This is a genomic window from Stenotrophomonas sp. LST15-1-1.1, from assembly GCF_040815575.1.
Classification (GTDB): domain Bacteria; phylum Pseudomonadota; class Gammaproteobacteria; order Xanthomonadales; family Xanthomonadaceae; genus Stenotrophomonas; species Stenotrophomonas lactitubi_B.
Genome location: NZ_JBFPNJ010000029.1, coordinates 289,858 through 306,906 on the forward strand (window position 1 = coordinate 289,858; position 17,049 = coordinate 306,906).

At 66.4% G+C, this 17,049-nt stretch carries 12 protein-coding genes; all 12 read left to right on the top strand.

Translation table 11 applies throughout. The features are described from left to right. Window positions 1-16: 16 nt before the first annotated feature. The 12 genes from pncB (at window position 17) to MRBLST15_RS13975 (ending at window position 17,048) form a co-directional block, all read left to right on the top strand. A complete protein-coding gene (gene pncB, locus MRBLST15_RS13920; RefSeq protein WP_367786314.1) occupies window positions 17-1,201 on the top strand; it encodes a nicotinate phosphoribosyltransferase in 1,185 nt (394 codons plus the stop codon). A 147-nt stretch (window positions 1,202-1,348) separates the two neighbouring features. Beyond that, window positions 1,349-2,533, top strand: a complete 1,185-nt coding sequence (wecB, locus tag MRBLST15_RS13925) for a non-hydrolyzing UDP-N-acetylglucosamine 2-epimerase (protein WP_367786316.1) — start codon at window positions 1,349-1,351, stop codon at window positions 2,531-2,533. Beyond that, entirely contained in the window at window positions 2,530-4,731 is a 2,202-nt protein-coding gene (locus MRBLST15_RS13930) for a hypothetical protein (protein WP_265951526.1), read from the top strand. Before wecB ends, MRBLST15_RS13930 begins: the two co-directional genes overlap by 4 nt. A gap of 6 nt (window positions 4,732-4,737) precedes the next feature. Continuing rightward, complete coding sequence (locus MRBLST15_RS13935; RefSeq protein ID WP_367786318.1) at window positions 4,738-6,885, top strand: glycosyl transferase family protein; 2,148 nt, start codon at window positions 4,738-4,740, stop codon at window positions 6,883-6,885. After that, window positions 6,882-9,701, top strand: a complete 2,820-nt coding sequence (locus MRBLST15_RS13940) for an NfrA family protein (RefSeq protein WP_265951528.1) — start codon at window positions 6,882-6,884, stop codon at window positions 9,699-9,701. The genes MRBLST15_RS13935 and MRBLST15_RS13940 overlap by 4 nt, the downstream gene beginning before the upstream one ends. Before the next feature lie 21 nt (window positions 9,702-9,722). Next, entirely contained in the window at window positions 9,723-10,751 is a 1,029-nt protein-coding gene (locus MRBLST15_RS13945) for an alginate O-acetyltransferase AlgX-related protein (protein ID WP_367786320.1), read from the top strand. 4 nt (window positions 10,752-10,755) lie between these two features. Further along, window positions 10,756-11,880, top strand: a complete 1,125-nt coding sequence (locus MRBLST15_RS13950; protein ID WP_265951530.1) for an alginate O-acetyltransferase AlgX-related protein — start codon at window positions 10,756-10,758, stop codon at window positions 11,878-11,880. A gap of 13 nt (window positions 11,881-11,893) precedes the next feature. Continuing rightward, window positions 11,894-13,474, top strand: a complete 1,581-nt coding sequence (locus MRBLST15_RS13955; RefSeq protein ID WP_312705678.1) for an MBOAT family O-acyltransferase — start codon at window positions 11,894-11,896, stop codon at window positions 13,472-13,474. 16 nt (window positions 13,475-13,490) lie between these two features. Further along, window positions 13,491-13,724 (top strand): acyl carrier protein, encoded by a 234-nt coding sequence (locus MRBLST15_RS13960; protein WP_032978935.1) that lies wholly within the window; start codon window positions 13,491-13,493, stop codon window positions 13,722-13,724. 27 nt (window positions 13,725-13,751) lie between these two features. Further along, window positions 13,752-15,230, top strand: coding sequence for an AMP-binding protein (locus MRBLST15_RS13965; protein WP_367786323.1), 1,479 nt, complete (start codon window positions 13,752-13,754; stop codon window positions 15,228-15,230). Next, window positions 15,227-15,910 carry an alginate O-acetyltransferase AlgF gene (locus MRBLST15_RS13970; protein ID WP_265951533.1) on the top strand — a complete coding sequence of 228 codons (684 nt, stop codon included), beginning with the start codon at window positions 15,227-15,229 and terminating at the stop codon, window positions 15,908-15,910. Before MRBLST15_RS13965 ends, MRBLST15_RS13970 begins: the two co-directional genes overlap by 4 nt. 4 nt (window positions 15,911-15,914) lie before the next feature. Then, the gene (locus tag MRBLST15_RS13975; protein ID WP_265951534.1) at window positions 15,915-17,048 is read left to right on the top strand and encodes an acyl-CoA dehydrogenase family protein; all 1,134 of its coding nucleotides are present in this window, start codon (window positions 15,915-15,917) and stop codon (window positions 17,046-17,048) included. Window position 17,049 lies beyond the last annotated feature (1 nt).

Below are 17,049 nucleotides of genomic sequence, written 5' to 3' on the forward strand. Positions count from 1 at the left end.
GCGCATAATTCCAGCCATGCCTATCATCCAGTCCCTGCTCGACACCGACCTGTACAAGTTCACCATGATGCAGGCGGTGCTGCACCAGCACCCCGGCGCGCAGGTTCAATACCGTTTCAAATGCCGCACCCCCGGTATCGAACTGGCCCGCTACATCGACCAGATCGATGAAGAGATCGATCACCTGTGCAGCCTGCGCTTCAGCAATGAAGAGCTGGACTACATGCGTGGCCTGCGCTTCGTGAAGCCGGATTTCGCCGACTTCCTCGGTCTGTTCCACCTGGACCGCAAGTACATCCAGCTGCGCGCATCGAAGACCGTGCCCGGCGAGATCGAACTGGACATCACCGGGCCGTGGCTGCACACCATCCTGTTTGAAGTGCCGTTGCTGGCGATCATCAACGAAGTCTGGTTCCGCAACACCACCACGGCCGATTTCTCCGAGGGCGAACGCCGCCTGCAGGCCAAGGCCGCGCTGCTGCGCGATACCCCCGGCTTCGAACAGTGCCGCATCGCCGACTACGGCAGCCGCCGACGCTACTCGCGTGATTGGCATGCACGCCTGCTGCCGTTGCTGCGCGATGCGCTGGGCCCGCAGCTGGTCGGCACCAGCAACGTGCACTTCGCGCGTCTGTACGGCATGACCCCGCACGGCACCATGGCCCACGAATACCTGCAGGCGTTCCAGGCACTGGGCCCGCGCCTGCGCGATTCGCAGGTGGCGGCGCTGGAATCGTGGGCACGCGAGTACCGCGGCGACCTCGGCATCGCGCTGTCCGACGTGGTCGGGCTGGATGCGTTCCTGCGCGACTTCGACATGTATTTCTGCAAGCTGTTCGACGGCGTGCGCCATGATTCCGGCGACCCGTTCGACTGGGGCGACCGCATGCTGGCCCACTTCCAGCAGCGCCGCGTCGATCCGCGCAGCAAGGTGCTGGTGTTCAGCGATGGACTCGACATCACCAAGGTGATGCGCCTGTACGACTACTTCCGCGGCCGCTGCCAGGTGGCGTTCGGCGTGGGTACCCATCTGACCAACGATCTGGGGCCGACCCCGCTCAACATCGTCATCAAGATGGTCCGCTGCAATGGCCAGCCGGTGGCCAAGCTCAGCGACTCGCCGGGCAAGAGCATGTGCGATGACCCGGGCTACCTGTCCTACCTGCGGCAGGTATTCGAGCTGCCGTCCGAGGGCAGCTGAAGGTCACACTGTGACGTTCAGCGTCACCTTGTGACCGGTGCCTTACTGCGCCTCTTTGTGATGTGGATCACATTTACGTGGCCGAACTTCACGGGATCGCTTACGATCTGCCTACAGGATGTTTGCAGGTCTTGAGGGAGTTCTGCGGTGAAGGTTCTTTCTGTTTTCGGTACCCGTCCTGAAGCAATCAAGATGGGGCCGCTGGTAAAGGCGCTGGGTGAGGCGCCGGATATCGAATCCATCGTCTGCACCACCGGTCAGCATCGGGCGATGCTGGATCAGGTGATGTCGCTGTTCGAGATCACCGCGGATCATGATCTTGATGTGATGGTTCCCAACCAGACCCTCAACGGCCTGTGCGCCAAGCTGTTCGAGCGGCTGGATGCGCTGTATGCGCAGGTGCGGCCTGATCGCGTGCTGGTCCATGGTGATACCACCACGGCGATGACCGCGGCAGTGGCTGCGTTCCATCACCGTATTCCGGTGGGACACGTCGAAGCGGGCCTGCGTACCGGCGACATCACCCGGCCGTGGCCGGAGGAGATGAATCGCCGGGTCATCGATGTGGTCTCTGATTTCCTGTTCGCGCCCACGCCGAGCTCGCGTGCCAACCTTGCACGCGAACACCTGGGGGGCAGGATTGTGGTGACCGGCAACACCGTCATCGACGCCCTGCAGCAGACCGTGCAGCAGCTTGATCGCGATCCGGCACTGCGCGCCCGCGCCGATGCGCCTTTCCAGATGCTGGATCCAGAGCGCCGCCTGCTGCTGGTCACCGGCCATCGCCGCGAGAGCTTCGGCCACGGGTTCGAGAACATCTGCCGGGCGTTGGCCGAGCTGGCGCAACGGCCGGATCTGCAGGTCCTGTACCCGGTCCACCTCAACCCGAACGTTCAAGGGCCGGTCAACGCGCACCTGGGCAATCTCGGCAACGTGCACCTGGTACCGCCGCAGGATTACCTCAGCTTCGTGCGCCTGATGCAACGCGCCGACGTGATCCTCACCGACTCCGGCGGTGTGCAGGAAGAAGCGCCCGCGCTGGGCAAGCCGGTGCTGGTGATGCGCGATGTCACCGAGCGTCCGGAGGCGGTCGATGCCGGAGTAGTGAAGCTGGTCGGCACCGCGCCGGAGCGGATCGTCGATGCCGTCAACGCCGCGCTGCAACAGCCACCCCATCCAGCCCATTTCGATCCTGACGCCAGTCCTTATGGTGATGGTCGAGCCAGTGCGCGCATCGTCGCCGCCCTGCGTGGGCACCCACTGCCCGAATTCGCTACCGGCCACCGCAGTGCCGGCCCTGTTCCCACCCCTCTACAAGAAGTGACGCCATGACCCAGACCGGCCGACGTAGCTTCCTCGTTGTTTCCTCCGTGCTGGCCCTGGCGAGCTCCGCCGCCGCTGGCGCTGCCGACAGCGCAGCTGGCCAGTTCACCGAGTGGACCGGGGACAGCACGGTAAGCCGGCAGATGACGCTGCGCCAGCTGGGTTTCCGCCAGCCGCTGGTGCTCAGCGGGCAGGAGAGCCAGCGCGAGGTCTACCTGCCGGTGCCTGTGGGCGTGGCGACGCGTGATGCGCAGCTGCAGCTGGATGGCCGCTATGTGCGTGGCCACACCGGTCGTACGTCCGGGCTGTGGTCGGTCGATGGCGACCCGATCGCCGCGCGCTCGATCACCGACGCGCAGGGCGATGCCAGCCAGCTGCTGGCCATTGATGGCGAGCCTCGCGAGAACGGGTTCGTCCGTGTCGGTGTGGGCTGGTGGTCGATCGTCTCCGATTACCGCTGCGCCGATCAGAGCGCGCCGGCCAACGTGCTGCGGCTGTCGCCGGATTCGCGCTTCAGCTATCGCTTTGATGGACGTGCGGTGGACACCGTGGCCAAAGCCTGGGGCGCACTGCCTCCGCGCGTGCGACTGCTGGTGGAGGGCAAGGCGCTGCAGGCATCAACCTACGACGCGGCCTGGCGCATCGGTGCAGCACTGCAGACCGGTGGCAAGCAGGTTGACGTGGTCGCGCTGCCCAAGGTCGGCGACAGCGTGGACCTGACGGGCATCAGCATTCCCGCCAGCCTGCAGGGCGTGCCTGCCTATGCAGCGCTGGCGGCCGGTGAGCGCGCACACGCGATCAAGGATCTGGCCGAAGTCGGCGCGCTGTTGTCGCTGCGTGACAGCGGCCCACTCGCCGCCGATGTGATGATCGGCAGCGATGCGCTGCGCAACGGCGTACGGGCGGCACTGGATGCGCTGGCCGTGCAGGTTGGTGCCAGCGGCGCGGATGCCGCCAGCGCCTTCAGCACGTGGCGCGGCGCCGACATGGCGGCCCTGGAAAAGCCGGTGGCCAATGCCTCGGTGAGCGTGACCACCGTTGCCGGCCGGCCGACCCTGGTGGTCGACCCGGCAGCCGGCGGCAAGGTGGCAGGGCTGCTGTCCGAACAGTGGCGCAACTATGCGCTGGGGCGTTCGCTGCAGGTCGCGCAGGCGGCCGCACCGGCGATGGAAGGGGATCGAGTGCTGCTGAGCCGGCTGGGCAACATCGCCGGTACCCAGGACATCGTCACCCGTGGCGACCGCAGCGCGACCTTCGAACTGGGCGCGCTGTCAGCCGATGGCCGGTTGCCGGAAGAAGTGGTGCTGGATGTATCGGCTGCACCCAATGCGGCCGGGCAGGGCGCAGTTGCAACGATCTATTTCAACGATTACCTGCTGGGGGCCAAGGTGCTGTCCACCGATGGCAAGCCGCAGCGGCTGGTCGCCAAAGTGCCCACCTACGCGCTGTCGGCCCGCAATGAAGTGCGGGTCAGCTTCCTGCGCCAGCCGGCGCGGCCTTACTGCCACGATCCAGCCACTGCTTTCCCGGTGTCGATCCTGCCCAGCAGCCACCTGAAACTGGCCAAGCGCACGCTCGGCGCAGACTTCATCGGTGCGGCCAGCCAGTTGGCGCATGCCAATGAAGTGTTCGTGCCGGCGACCTGGCTGCAGGATGCGCCGACCTCGTTGGCCAAGGTCATCGCTATTGCCAGTGCCGTGGGCGCATCGCCGGAAGCAGCCAGCCTCAAGGTAGTGGATGCGGGCGCGACGATCAGTCCGACCCGGCCCTACCTGGCCTTCGCGCTGGCACCGTCCGGCGTCTCGCTGGCGGGCCTCAAGGATGGCCAGCTGGTGATTGCCGGCAAGCCGCAGCCGCTGCTGGACCTGAGCGGGCTGGAACACGCCGCTGCCGTGCAGGTGGCCTCTGCCGGCGGCCAGACCGGTGTGCTGTACAGCGATCTGGGCACCCGCGGTCCGACCCTTGGCACCCCGTTCCGCCTGCTGCGTGGCGACCTCGCCGTGATCGACGGCAGTAACGTCGTCCGCGATTTCGACAGCCAGGATCCCTACGGTTCGCGCATCGCCCAGGAAGGCAATCCGCAGTCGAAATGGGAACAGCACATGGTATGGCTGCTGTTGCTGGTGGGCATCGTGGTGTTTGCCCTGGCGGCCGCCCGCATCACCCAGATCCGTCGCCGCCGCAAGTCCGCCAGCACCGGGCACTGATCGACCGTGGACGGTCTGTTCTGGAACATCCAGCTGGCCAACTACTACGCTGCCCTGGAAACAGTGGCAGCGGCGGTGGCGGTGCTGATCCTGATTTCCAGCCTCGATGACCTGTTCATCGACGTCTGGTACTGGGTGCGCGAAAGCTGGCGCACGCTGACGGTGAAGAAGCGCCGCGAGTACAAGCCGCTGACCCAGCAGGACCTGCTGCAGCGGCCGGAACAACCGCTGGCGATCATGGTGCCGGCGTGGATGGAATACGACGTCATCGCGCAGATGGTCGAGAACATGATCGACGTACTCGACTACCGCGAGTACGTGGTGTTCGTCGGCACCTACCCGAACGACCAGCAGACCATCGATGAAGTCGAGCGCATGCGCCGCCGCTACAAGCGCCTGCGCCGCGTGGAGGTGCCGCATGACGGCCCGACCAGCAAGGCCGATTGCCTGAACTGGCTGATCCTGTCGATCTTCGACTACGAGAAGCGCCATGACATCGAGTTCGCCGGCGTCATCCTGCACGACAGCGAAGACGTGCTGCACCCGATGGAACTGCGCTTCTTCAACTACCTGCTGCCACGCAAGGACATGATCCAGCTGCCGGTGACCTCGCTGGACCGCGAGTGGTACGAACTGGTGGCCGGCGTGTACATGGACGAGTTCGCCGAGTGGCACGCCAAGGACCTGGTGGTGCGCGAGAGCGTGTCCGGCATGGTGCCTTCAGCTGGCGTGGGCACCTGTTTCTCGCGACGTGCGCTGCTGGCGCTGAGCGAGGCCACCGACAACCAGCCGTTCAACACCGACAGCCTGACCGAGGACTACGACGTCGGTGCGCGCCTGGCGGCGATGGGCATGCACTCGATCTTCGCCCGCTTCCCGGTGCAGTTCCTGGTACGGCGGCCGTCGTGGTTCGGCTGGGGGCCGGTGCGCGAGCGCACCCAGCAGATGGCGCTGTGCGTACGCGAATACTTCCCTGACAACTTCCGTGCGTCCTACCGGCAGAAGGCGCGCTGGGTGCTGGGTATCGGCCTGCAGAGCTGGGAAACGCTCGGCTGGCGAGGCTCGCTGGCGACCAAGTACCTGCTCGCGCGCGATCGCAAGGGCATCATCACCTCGTTCGTCAGCATCATCGCCTACGCCATCTTCCTGCAGCTGCTGCTGTTCTGGGTGCTGAAGATGACCGGTGTGTGGCACCTGCAGTATCCCAGCGTGTTCCAGCCGGGCACCTGGCAGATGAACATCGCGCTGCTGACCACCGCCGCACTGGCCACGCGCGTGGTGCAGCGCTTCTACTTCGTCAACCGGCTGTATGGCTGGGAACATGCGTTGATGTCGATCCCACGCATGGTGGTCGGCAACATGGTCAACTTCATGGCCACCGCACGCGCGTGGCGGATGTTCCTGGCCTACCTGTTCTTCGGCAAGCGCATGGTCTGGGACAAGACCATGCATGACTTCCCCGATGCCGCGGCACTGGTGCAGACGCGCAAGCGCCTGGGCGAACTGCTGACGACCTGGCAGGCGGTCGAACCCGAGCGCCTGGAACAGGCGCTGCAGCAACAGCAGGGAGGACGCCAGCAACCGCTTGGCCGCATCCTGCTGTCACAGGGCTGGCTGGACGACGAGACCCTGGCCGAGGCGATTGCGTTCCAGGGCGACCTGCCGCGCGCGGTGATCGACGTCGACTACCTGGGCAGGGGCGGGTTCCCGGTCAGCGTCGATGCCTGCGTGCAGTGGCGCATGCTGCCGTTGCCGTCCCTGCAGGAAGGCACCCTGCGGCTGGCGGTGGCCAATCCGCTGTCGGAGGCCGCGCTGGACCTGTTGAAGCAGGAAACCGGCAACACCCAGGTCGAGCAGAGCATTGCACGCGAAAGCGAGATCAACGCCGGCCTGCGCATGATCAGCGGCGCCGAGCTGTGGCGCATCGATACCGTGCCGTTGCTGGGCGACCTGCTGGTGGAAATGCGCCTGATCGACCACGCGCATTTCGAGATCGCACTGGATGAGTACAAGCCACAGCGTGATGGCCGCATCGGCGACTACCTGGTCAAGAAAGGCATTGCCACCGAAGACGCCATCGCCCAGGCAATGGAAGAACAACGCCGCCGCGCGGCGATGCTGCAGTCGCCGCCCCCCGGAGTCGTATCGGCATGAAGACCTCGCTGCTGTCCACCGTCATCGCTGTTGCCCTGGCGGCCGCTGCGCCGGCATACGCGCAGGCCGACGCGCCGTTGCCGCTGTCCGGTCCCGCCTACCGCATTGCCGAGCAGGCATTCGCCGCCTACGAGCGTGGCGACTACGCCACGGCCCTGCGGCAGGCCGGCGAAGCGTCGCGGCTGCGCCCGGACGTAGTGCGCCTGCGGCTGTTGCAGATCTATTCGCTGCAGAAACTCGGACGCAGTGATGAAGCGCGGCAGCAGGCGCGGCGTGCGCTGGATGCGGGGCTGAAGGACCCGGCGCTGGTCGGGTTGGCGACCTCCGCACCGGCAGGCGCGAGCGGTGGCGGCAGCCGCGGTGCCGCGCCCGTCGCCCGGCAGACGCCGGCCGAGCGCGCCTACCAGCAGGCTTTCGCCATCGCGACCGAAGCCTACACCGCCTACAACAACGACCAGATGGCGGTGGCCGCCAGCAAGGCCGAACACGCCTTCCGCCAGCAGCCGCAGCAGGGTGCGTGGGCGATGCTGTGGGTCGCCTCGCTGGAAGCACAGCAGCAACTGGAACAGGCCGACGCCGCTGCCGCCACCGCGCTGCAGCTTGGCGCGCCGAACGTGGCCGATCTGCGCGCCAAACGCGTGGCGCTGGGCCGCCAGCGCGCAGTGAAACCGGCGCAGGACGGCTACCAGGCGCTGATCGCCCAGGATTTCGCCGCCGCCGTCGGCTTCGCCCGTGAAGCGGTGGCGCGCGCACCCGACGTGGCATCGCACCGGTTGCTGCTGATGACCACGCAGCTGCTCGACGGGCAGCTGGCCGAGGCCGAAGTCACCGCCGACCAGGCGCTGGACAACGATGCCGACGATACCGTCGCGCTGGTGATGCGGGCCTATCTGCGCCAGCGCCAGGGCAACACCGCACAGGCCAACGCCGATTTCGACGCGGCCCTGCAGCAGGACTGGCTCGATGATCAGCAGCGCCGCAACGTGCGGCTGCTGGCAGTGGACGCCGCAGTGGCTGCCGGCGATCGCAGCCGTGCGACCGCGCTCCTGGCGCCGCTGCAGGCCGATGCCCTGGACGACATGGACGCATCCTCACGGCAGGGCATCCGCGAGGCGGTGGCCCAGCGCGAAAAGGCGATCCGTGGCGCACGTGCCGGCCAGACCCTGACCCTGCAATCCTATCCGGCACCGTTCCAGCAGTGCCGTGATACGCCGTATGGCACCCAGTGCGAACTGATGCCTGCGGACCTGCAGGGCGAAGGTGGCCCTGCCCAACGTGCCTACGCGGCCTATGGACGGCAGGACTATCAGCAGGCGATCAGTGATGCCCGCCAGGCCGTGCAGGAAACACCGGACAGCGTGCCGCTGCAGGGGCTGCTGACCACCGCGCTGGCCGCCGGCAACCGCAGCCAGCAGGACGAGGCGCGGCAACGCCTGGACACCGCGCTGGCCGCGCACCCGGAAGACGCCGGGCTGTTGATGCAGCGCGGCTACCTCAACCAGCGCGTCGGCGAGCCCGCGCAGGCGCTGGCCGACTTCCGCGCCGCCGAAGCCACCGGCAAGGCGCCGAGGACGGTGGTGATGGACCAGGCCTTTGCCAGCGCCGCCACCGGCGACCACCGGCAGGCGGTGACCCTGCTGCGCGGTGCGATCGACAGCGCCGATGCCGGCCAGTTGCCGCTGGACAAGGCGCAGCGCTTCAACACGCGCAGTGCCATCGCCAACTATTCACGCGAATGGGGCGTGACCGCCTCGGCCGGTTATCGCGGTTCGCGCCAGGCTGCAACCAACCTGGGCGGTGCATCGATCAGCACGCCCGGTGCCTCGGTGTTCGGCACCCTCGAAGCCTTCTGGCGGCCGCAGGCGACCAACAACCAGCACGGCACGCTGGAAGCCTATGCACGCATCGCCAACACGCTGTACGACGAAGGCGGCACGTTCGAATCGCTGCTGTTCACCGATCCCTGCACCGGACTGGACACACCGGACAACCGCGAACGTGCCGAACGCCTCAGCCGTTCGCGCTCCATCGCCGGCTGGCCGTCCACCATCGGTTCGTTCGGCGTGCGCTATGCCTTCGGCCAGACCGGCTTCAGCGTGGGCCTTGAGCGTCGCCAGTTCCTTGGCAGCGCGACCCGCCGTGGCGGCATCTACGCCGACTCCGCAGCCATGCGCTGCCGGATCCAGATCGAATCCGAACGGCCGCTGCAGGCCAACCTGCTCGCCCGCTACCGTTTGAACGACAGTGCCGGTGGCTGGATGACCTATGCCACCTACGGTTTCTACAACGGCACCGGTGTGCGCACCGATGTCACCCAGTGGTGGACGATCAGCGGCTACGCCCAGGCCGGCCTGAGCTGGGACGACAACCGCGCGCACTTCACCGTCGATGCGCTCGATACCAGCGGCAACCCGTCGCAGCGGGTGAGTGAGTCCGACGGGCGCCTGCGTCGCCAGCAGGCCTTCGCCGCGGCGGAACTGAGAGCCGGCCGCAACTATCGTTTCGGTGCCGACCAGACCCGCTGGCTGCTGACCCCTTACCTGGTGGTTGGCGCGGACTGGCAGGACCAGCGCTCGCGTGTGCGCGGCATCGACTATCCGGGCATCGGGCCGCAGTCGTTCGCCTTGTCCGACACCCAGCGCAGCTGGTCGCTCGGCGCCGGTCCCGGTGTCGGCCTGCGTTACTGGTTCCGCGAGGACCATTACAACGCGGCGCGTTCCTATCTGGACCTGTCGGTGTCCTACCGCTTCGCCATCGGCGGCGGTGATACCCAGCGGGCCAAGGGCCTGTTCGCAACCGCCACCCTGTACTACTGACTCCGCATGAAGGATCTGCAGATGAAGACTGTTCCGTTCTCCACTCCGTCGCGCCGCCCGCGCATGCTGCTGCTGGCCGCACTGTGTGCGCTGGTCGTGGGTGGTCCCGTGCAGGCGCAGGCACCTGCGACCAGCATCGCCGCCGCCGCGCAGGATTCGTCCATCGTGCTGACCGGCAAGGATGGCTGGCTGTTCCCGGCCTGGGGCAGCCTGACTGAAGTGGACACCGCCGCAGTGACCCGCAACACCGCCCTGATCGCCGAAGCCGAGCGCGCGCTGGCCGCTGCCGGGGTCAAGCTGCAGGTGCTGGTGCTGCCGGACAAAGCGCTTTTCTATGAAGACAGGCTGCCCGATGGCAAGCGCCTCGGCGATGCCGTACGTGGACGCTATGCGCTGGAAGTGGATGGCCTGAACAAGGCGAAGGTGCCGGCCATCGACGCACTGCAGGTGCTGCGCCAGGTCAAGCAGGGTGGCCAGGACGTGTTCTACCGCAGCGACCAGCACTGGACCCAGCCCGCCGCCGATGCGGTGGCGGTGGCGGTGGCCGCGAAGGTGAAGGAGCAGGTGCCGACCCTGGCCGGCCAGGCTGGCAGCGGCATGGCTCTGGGCAGCGAGATCAAGGAACGCCGTTTCGGCGACCTGGCCGAGCTGTTCCTTACCGATGAACAGCGCAAGGCGATCGGCCGCGACACCTTCACCGTGCGCCGCCAGGCCGAGCAGCAGTCGCTTCTGGATGATGCACCGGCACCGGTACACGTCACCGGCCACAGCATGGTGCAGCCTTACTTCGGCTTCCCGCAGAAGCTGTCCAACGCATTGGATCGACCGGTGTCGGTGAACTGGAAGCCGGGCAACGTCGGCCATTGGGTCATGCTGCTGGAGTACCTGGAGTCCAACGAGTTCAAGCAGAACAAGCCGCAGGTGCTGGTCTGGCAGATGTTCGAGCCCTCCTACCCGCAGGGACCCGATGCCCGTGGCCAGTGGGACAACGCCTCGATCATGACCCCGGAACAATGGAAGGCGCGCCTGCACAAGGCGCTGGGGCAGTGATCCGATGAATGCCCGTCCGGGCGCGCCCGCGCCCCTGCCACCTGCTGCCCCGCCACGCGCCCATCGGCTGACCGCCGTGGTGGTATCGGCACTGCTGTTGATCGGTGTCTGTGCCGGTGCCTGGATGCTGGCCAACGCCAAGCTGCCGGCCGAGAAACTGCTGCCCTCGCGCTGGGCAGATGGCGAAGCCGGGCAGGCAATCAACCAGGCCCTGCGGCTGCCGATCCAGGCCCAGGGTGACCTGTTGGGGGCCGCCGTGCGCTATCGCCTGCTCGGCGATCTTGGCGAGCAGGTGGCGCTGGGGTGTCCGGACTGGCTGTTCTACCGCGACGGCCTGCGTCCGCAGCCGGGTGCCGGCGCCAAGGTATTCCATGATCGCGTGCGTCTGATGCAGCACTGGTCGCAGCAGTTGCAGGCCACCGGTGCGAAGCTGCTGGTGGTGGTGGTGCCGGACAAGTCGCGCATCGAACAGGCGCACACCTGTGGCCTGCGCTATTCCGAACCGATGCGTGCGCGCTATGGTCGATGGCAGCAGGCCTTGGCCGCTGCCAACGTACCCAGCGTGGACCTGCTGCCGGTGCTGTCCGGTCAGGACGCGCCGGTGTTCTTCCGCACCGACGTGCATATGAACCGCATCGGCGCGCAGCGCGCAGCCGATGCGGTGAGCGCAGTGGCATTGCCGCTGCTGGGCGGGCAGGGCAGCCAGGCCTTCGAGGTTGGCCCACTGGGCACTCCGAAGCCGCGCATGGGCGACCTGATCGTGCTGGCTGGCCTGGAACACGCACCGCCGTCATGGCGGCCGCCGTTGGACCTGGAGCCGGAGCAGGTCATCGCGCCGCTGCGCAGTGGTGGCCTGCTGGATGAAACCCCGCCGGTGGAGGTGCTGCTGCTGGGCAGCTCCAACGGCCGACGCAGCCTGTTTGCCGAACGCCTGGGCCATGGGCTGGGGCGCGAAGTATGGAACCAGAGCATGGACGGCGGCCAGTTTTCCGGCGCACTGCTGGCGGCACTGCCGCAGCAGTCGACGTGGCCGCCCACCGTGAAACTGGTGATCTGGGAATTTTCCGAAATGGCCCTGTCCCTGCCGCTGACTGAAGGCGAGCAGAAGGCATTGGCCGGTATCGACTGAGCGCCGACCGACCATGCTGTTCAACTCTTTCCTGTTCCTGCTGATATTCCTGCCGATCGCGCTGGGCGTGCACTACCTGCTGGGTGCGCTGCAGCCACGGCTGGCCGCGCTCTGGTTGTGCGTGGCCTCGATCGTGTTCTACGGCTGGTGGAATCCGCAGTTCGTGATCCTGCTGGCCGGCTCGATCGTCTTCAACTACCTGGTCAGCCTGGTGATCCTGGCGCTGGCCAAGCGCCCCCGGTTGCAGTTGCTGGCCACCGCACTGGGCGTGGCGGCGGACATCCTGCTGCTGGTGCATTACAAGTACTTCGCGGCGATGGTGAACTTCGTCCACGACATCGGCTTCAACGTCGGCCCGATGGACACGCTGATCCTGCCGCTGGGCATTTCCTTCTTCACCTTCACCCAGATCGGCTACCTGCTGGACTGCCGCGCAGGCGTGGTCAACGACCGCAGCCCGCTCAGCTATGTCCTGTTCGTGACCTTCTTCCCGCACCTGATTGCCGGCCCGATCCTGCACCACAAGGAGATGATGCCGCAGTTCAGCAAGCGCGAGACCTATCGCTTCCAGGCCGAGAACCTGTCCATCGGCGGCATGCTGTTCGTCATCGGCCTGGCCAAGAAGGTCCTGATCGCCGACAGCATCGCGCCGTATGCCGATGCCGGCTTCGCTTCAACCGGTGACGTGCAGTTCTGGGGTGCGTGGGCCACCGCGCTCAGCTACGCATTGCAGCTGTACTTCGATTTCTCCGGCTATTCGGACATGGCGCTGGGCCTGGCCCGCATGTTCGGCATCCGTTTCCCGCTGAACTTCAATTCGCCCTACAAGGCCACCAGCATCATCGACTTCTGGGCGCGCTGGCACATGACGCTCACCCGGTACATCACCGCCTACCTGTACTACCCCGTCGCGATGGCCGTGACCCGCTGGCGCACCCGCCACGGGCGTGCCACCGGCCCCACCGCAGTGGCATCGGCTGGCGGCTTCTTTTCGATGATCGTGCTGCCGACCGTGTGGGCGATGGGCCTGGCCGGCATCTGGCATGGCGCCGGCATGCAGTTCCTGATCTTCGGCCTGCTGCATGCCACCTACCTTGTCATCAACCACGCGTGGCGGGTTTTTGTCGGCGGTCGCAAGCCGGCCGCGATGCGCAGGCTCAATCCGTTCCAGCACGCCGGCTACCTGCTGCTGACCTTCGGCGCGGTGCTGGTGGCGCAGGCCTTCTTCCGTGCCGATGGCGTGCACGATGCGTGGCAGCTGGTGCAGGGCATGTTCGGCGTACGCGGATGGGAAAGCATGGAGAACCTTGGCCATGTCACCGGCATGGGCCTGGCCGATGGCGCACGCCTGCTGCTGGGCCATCACCTGCAGCTGCTGTACATCCTGGTGGCACTGGCCATTGTCTGGCTGGCACCGAACGCGCACCAGATCATGGGTGTGTATTCTCCCTCGCTGGCAAAACCCAGCCCGGCACCCCGCGCGTGGATGCGCTGGCAGCCCAATGTGGCCTGGCTGCTGGTGATGCTGGTGCTGCTGTCGTTGTGCCTGCTGAACCTGCACAAAGAAACCCGTTTCCTTTACTTCCAGTTCTGACAAGGTGGATTCCAACATGGACAAGCAGACAATCCAGAACCAGCTCATCGACATCGTCGAGGCGGTGATTGGTACCCGCGTGCAGCCGGACGAGTACATGGAATCGTTCTTCGATTCGATGTCCAAGGTGCAGCTGATGGTCGAGGTCAAGGATCGCCTCGGCGTCACTCTGCCGGTGGATGAAATCGACGCCCTGGTTGATTCGGTGCAGGTGCTGGCCGACTACGTGGCCGAGCACCGCCCCAGCTGATCGCCTGCGGGCACCGGAGGTAGCGCGATGTACTTCGATTTCGACCAATGCCGTTTCGCCGACCTGGATGTCGCCACCCAGGCACCCGCCCTGCATGCGGCCGATGGCGTACTGGACTGGGCCGCGCTGCATCGCGCCACCCAGCAGTGGATCGATCGTGCGCGTGCTGCTGGGCTGGTGCACGGCGATGCGTTGGTGATCTCCGGGCACAAGGAATCGGCCTTCGTGGTGGCCATGCTCGGCTGCCTGTGCATGGGCGTGACCTACGTGCCGGTGGACAACATCAATCCACCGGCGCGCCTGCAGCGCATCACCACGCTGGTGCACGCGCGTGCGATCTACGATGCAGCCGTCGATGCGTTCCTGCCGGGTGCCGACGCGCCACGAGCGCTGGCCGTGCCGGACCTGGCCTACATCATGTTCACCTCCGGCAGCACCGGCGACCCCAAGGGCGTGCAGATCGGTCGCGACAGTGTTGCCCTGTTCACCGGCTGGATCCGTGACTGCCTGACGCTTGGCCCGGCGCCGGCGTTCATGAACCAGATGCTCTTCAGCTTCGACTTCTCGTTGTTCGATCTGTGCGGAGCGCTGGGCCTGGGCGGCTGCTGCGTGCTGTGCCCGCGCGAGGTGATCGCCAGCAGCGAAAGGTTCGTCGACCATCTGCGGGATTCGCACGTGGCAGTGTGGGCATCCACGCCTTCGTTCGTGCGCCAGCAGATGCTCAATCCGCGTTTCGACGCCGCGCACCTGCCCGAGCTGAAGGTGTTCGTGTTCGGTGCCGAATCGCTCACGCCGCGCGTGGCTGAAGAACTGTGGGCGCGTTTCCCGCAGGTGCGCATCATCAATTCCTATGGGCCGACCGAAGCGACCTGTTCCACCACATGGGTGGAAATCGATCCGGCGCTGCGTGCGGCGGCCCCCAACCCGTTCCCGATCGGTATCGGCAAGCCCTATGCCGAGGTATTCCTCGATGACGGCGAGATCTGCATGGCGGGCGACCATGTCATGCGTGGTTACCTCGAGCGTCCAGACCTGGATGCCGGCGTGCTGTTCGAACACAACGGCAAACGTGCGTACCGCAGCGGTGATCTGGGTGATGTCGACGCGCAGGGCCGGTTCTACTTCCGTGGCCGCCGCGACGACCAGATCAAGCTCAACGGCTACCGCATTGAACTGGCCGAGGTCGATGTCGGCCTGGCCCGCCTGCCTGGCGTGGTCGCTGGAGCTGCCGTGGTACTGCGGCGGCCCGATGGCAGCCTGGTGCGGATGATCGGCTTTGTTGAAACCACGCAGCCACAGACCGGCCCGCTGCAGCGCCCGCCAGCGGATCTGGCCGATTGGAAGGGCCAGCTCGAACGTTACATGCCGCCCTATATGATTCCTTCCGAGCTGTTCGCCGTGGATGCCCTGCCGCAGACGATCAGCAACAAGGTGGATCGCAAGCAACTGGAGCAGCGCTACCAGATCCTGGCGCGCACGCTCCGCACGACGGAGAAACCCGCATGAATGCTGTCCTGAAATCGTTGGTCGCCACCGCGCTGCTGCTGTCGCCGTATGCAGGATTCGCCCAAGGCGCACCCGAAGGGCGCCTGGCCCAGTTGTACGCCGCGCGCCCACCGGCCGGTTCTGCCTTCGTGCGTGTGCTCAACCCGGGCAGCACGGTGCTCAAGGCCGGTATCGCCAACGGTGCCGACCAGAACGTCGGGCCGGCAACACGCGCCACCCGTTACGCGATCGTTGAAGGCGGCAAGCCGTTCAGTGTGCGCGTGGCCGGCAAGAGCCGCACGCAGCCGGCGGTGGCCGCCGGCAGCTTCACCACCCTGGTGCTGGATGCGGGCGCAGCGGCCAAACCGCTCAGCGTGCTGGAAGACGGCGGTGGCAGCAGTGACGCGCTCAAGGCCGAAATCCGCTTCTACAATCTTGCTGGCAACTGCGCACAAGGCAAGCTGGCAATGGCCGACAAGGGCGCAGTGGTGTTCCCGGCCGTCGCCGCTGGCCGCAGCGCCGCGCGTGGCATCAATCCGGTCAAGGCGCGGCTGGTGGCTGGTTGCGGCGGCAAGGACAGTGCTGCACTCGAACTTCCCGCGCTGCAGCCCGGCGATCACTACAGCCTGTTCCTGACCGGCACTGCCAACGCACCGGTGCTGCAGGGTCAGCTCAGTGGCACCGACGCGGTGGGCCGCTGATCCGATGGCAGACCGGCCGGTATTCCGCGAGGACCACGCACTGTTCCGCGAGCAGGTCCGTCGCTTCATCGACGCGCAGATCGCGCCCGGGTACGCCCAGTGGGAGCGCGATGGCATCACGCCGCGCGCGCTGTGGCGTGCGGCGGGCGAGGCCGGCCTGCTCAACTGCCAGTTGCCTGAGCCGTACGGCATGGGCGGCGACTATGGCCACGCTGCCTGCGTGATCGAAGAACTGGCACGTGCCAACCATCTCGGCATCGGCTTCTCGATCCACTCGGACATGGTCGCACCCTACCTGATGCAGTACGCCACGCCAGCCGTGCGCGATGCCTGGTTGCCGAAGATGGCGCGGGGCGAAGCGATCGGCGCGATCGCGATGACCGAGCCCAGTGCCGGCAGTGACCTGAAGACAGTCCGCACCCGCGCCGATGTGGTGGACGGCGGCTATCGATTGAACGGGCAGAAAACCTGGATCACCAACGGCAGCAATGCCGATGTCGCCGTGGTGGTGGCTACCGTCGCCCCGGAACTCGGTGCGGGCGGCCTGACGTTGTTCTGCGTGGACCTGGCCGCTGCGGGTGTCAGCCGCGGTGCGCCGATGGCCAAGATCGGCCAGCATGCACAGGACACCACCGAGCTGTTCTTCGAAGACGTGTTCCTGCCCGCCGATCACCTGCTGGGTGAAGAACGGAAAGGCTTCGGTTACCTGGAAGAACACCTGGCGGCCGAACGGCTGGCCATCGCATTGCGTGCGGCGGCCTCGGCCGAAGGCATGCTGGCTGCGACGGTGGCTTACGTGCGTCAGCGCAAGGCGTTCGGTCGGCTGCTGATCGACCACCAGAACACGCGCTTCGTGCTGGCCTCGGCCACGGCGCAACTGGCGATGCTGCGCAGCTTCCTCGACCAGTGCCTGGGCGAGCAGATCAGCGGGCAACTGGATCCCACCCGCGCGGCGATGGCCAAGCTCAACGCCACTGAAATCCAAGGGCAGGTGCTGGATGACCTGCTGCAGCTGCACGGTGGCTACGGTTACAGCAGCGAATACGGAATAGGGCGCGCATGGACCGACGCGCGCGCACTGCGCATTTTCGGTGGCACCAGCGAGATCCTGCGCGACATCATCGGCCGCACGCTGTAAC

Bases quoted from the DNA above. Each gene is read 5' to 3' on its own strand.
- pncB (WP_367786314.1), top strand. From the start codon at position 17: ATGCCTATCATCCAGTCCCTGCTCGACACCGACCTGTACAAGTTCACC.
- MRBLST15_RS13930 (WP_265951526.1), top strand. From the start codon at position 2,530: ATGACCCAGACCGGCCGACGTAGCTTCCTCGTTGTTTCCTCCGTGCTG.
- MRBLST15_RS13940 (WP_265951528.1), top strand. From the start codon at position 6,882: ATGAAGACCTCGCTGCTGTCCACCGTCATCGCTGTTGCCCTGGCGGCC.
- MRBLST15_RS13945 (WP_367786320.1), top strand. From the start codon at position 9,723: ATGAAGACTGTTCCGTTCTCCACTCCGTCGCGCCGCCCGCGCATGCTG.
- MRBLST15_RS13950 (WP_265951530.1), top strand. From the start codon at position 10,756: ATGAATGCCCGTCCGGGCGCGCCCGCGCCCCTGCCACCTGCTGCCCCG.
- MRBLST15_RS13955 (WP_312705678.1), top strand. From the start codon at position 11,894: ATGCTGTTCAACTCTTTCCTGTTCCTGCTGATATTCCTGCCGATCGCG.
- MRBLST15_RS13960 (WP_032978935.1), top strand. From the start codon at position 13,491: ATGGACAAGCAGACAATCCAGAACCAGCTCATCGACATCGTCGAGGCG.
- MRBLST15_RS13965 (WP_367786323.1), top strand. From the start codon at position 13,752: ATGTACTTCGATTTCGACCAATGCCGTTTCGCCGACCTGGATGTCGCC.
- MRBLST15_RS13970 (WP_265951533.1), top strand. From the start codon at position 15,227: ATGAATGCTGTCCTGAAATCGTTGGTCGCCACCGCGCTGCTGCTGTCG.
- MRBLST15_RS13975 (WP_265951534.1), top strand. From the start codon at position 15,915: ATGGCAGACCGGCCGGTATTCCGCGAGGACCACGCACTGTTCCGCGAG.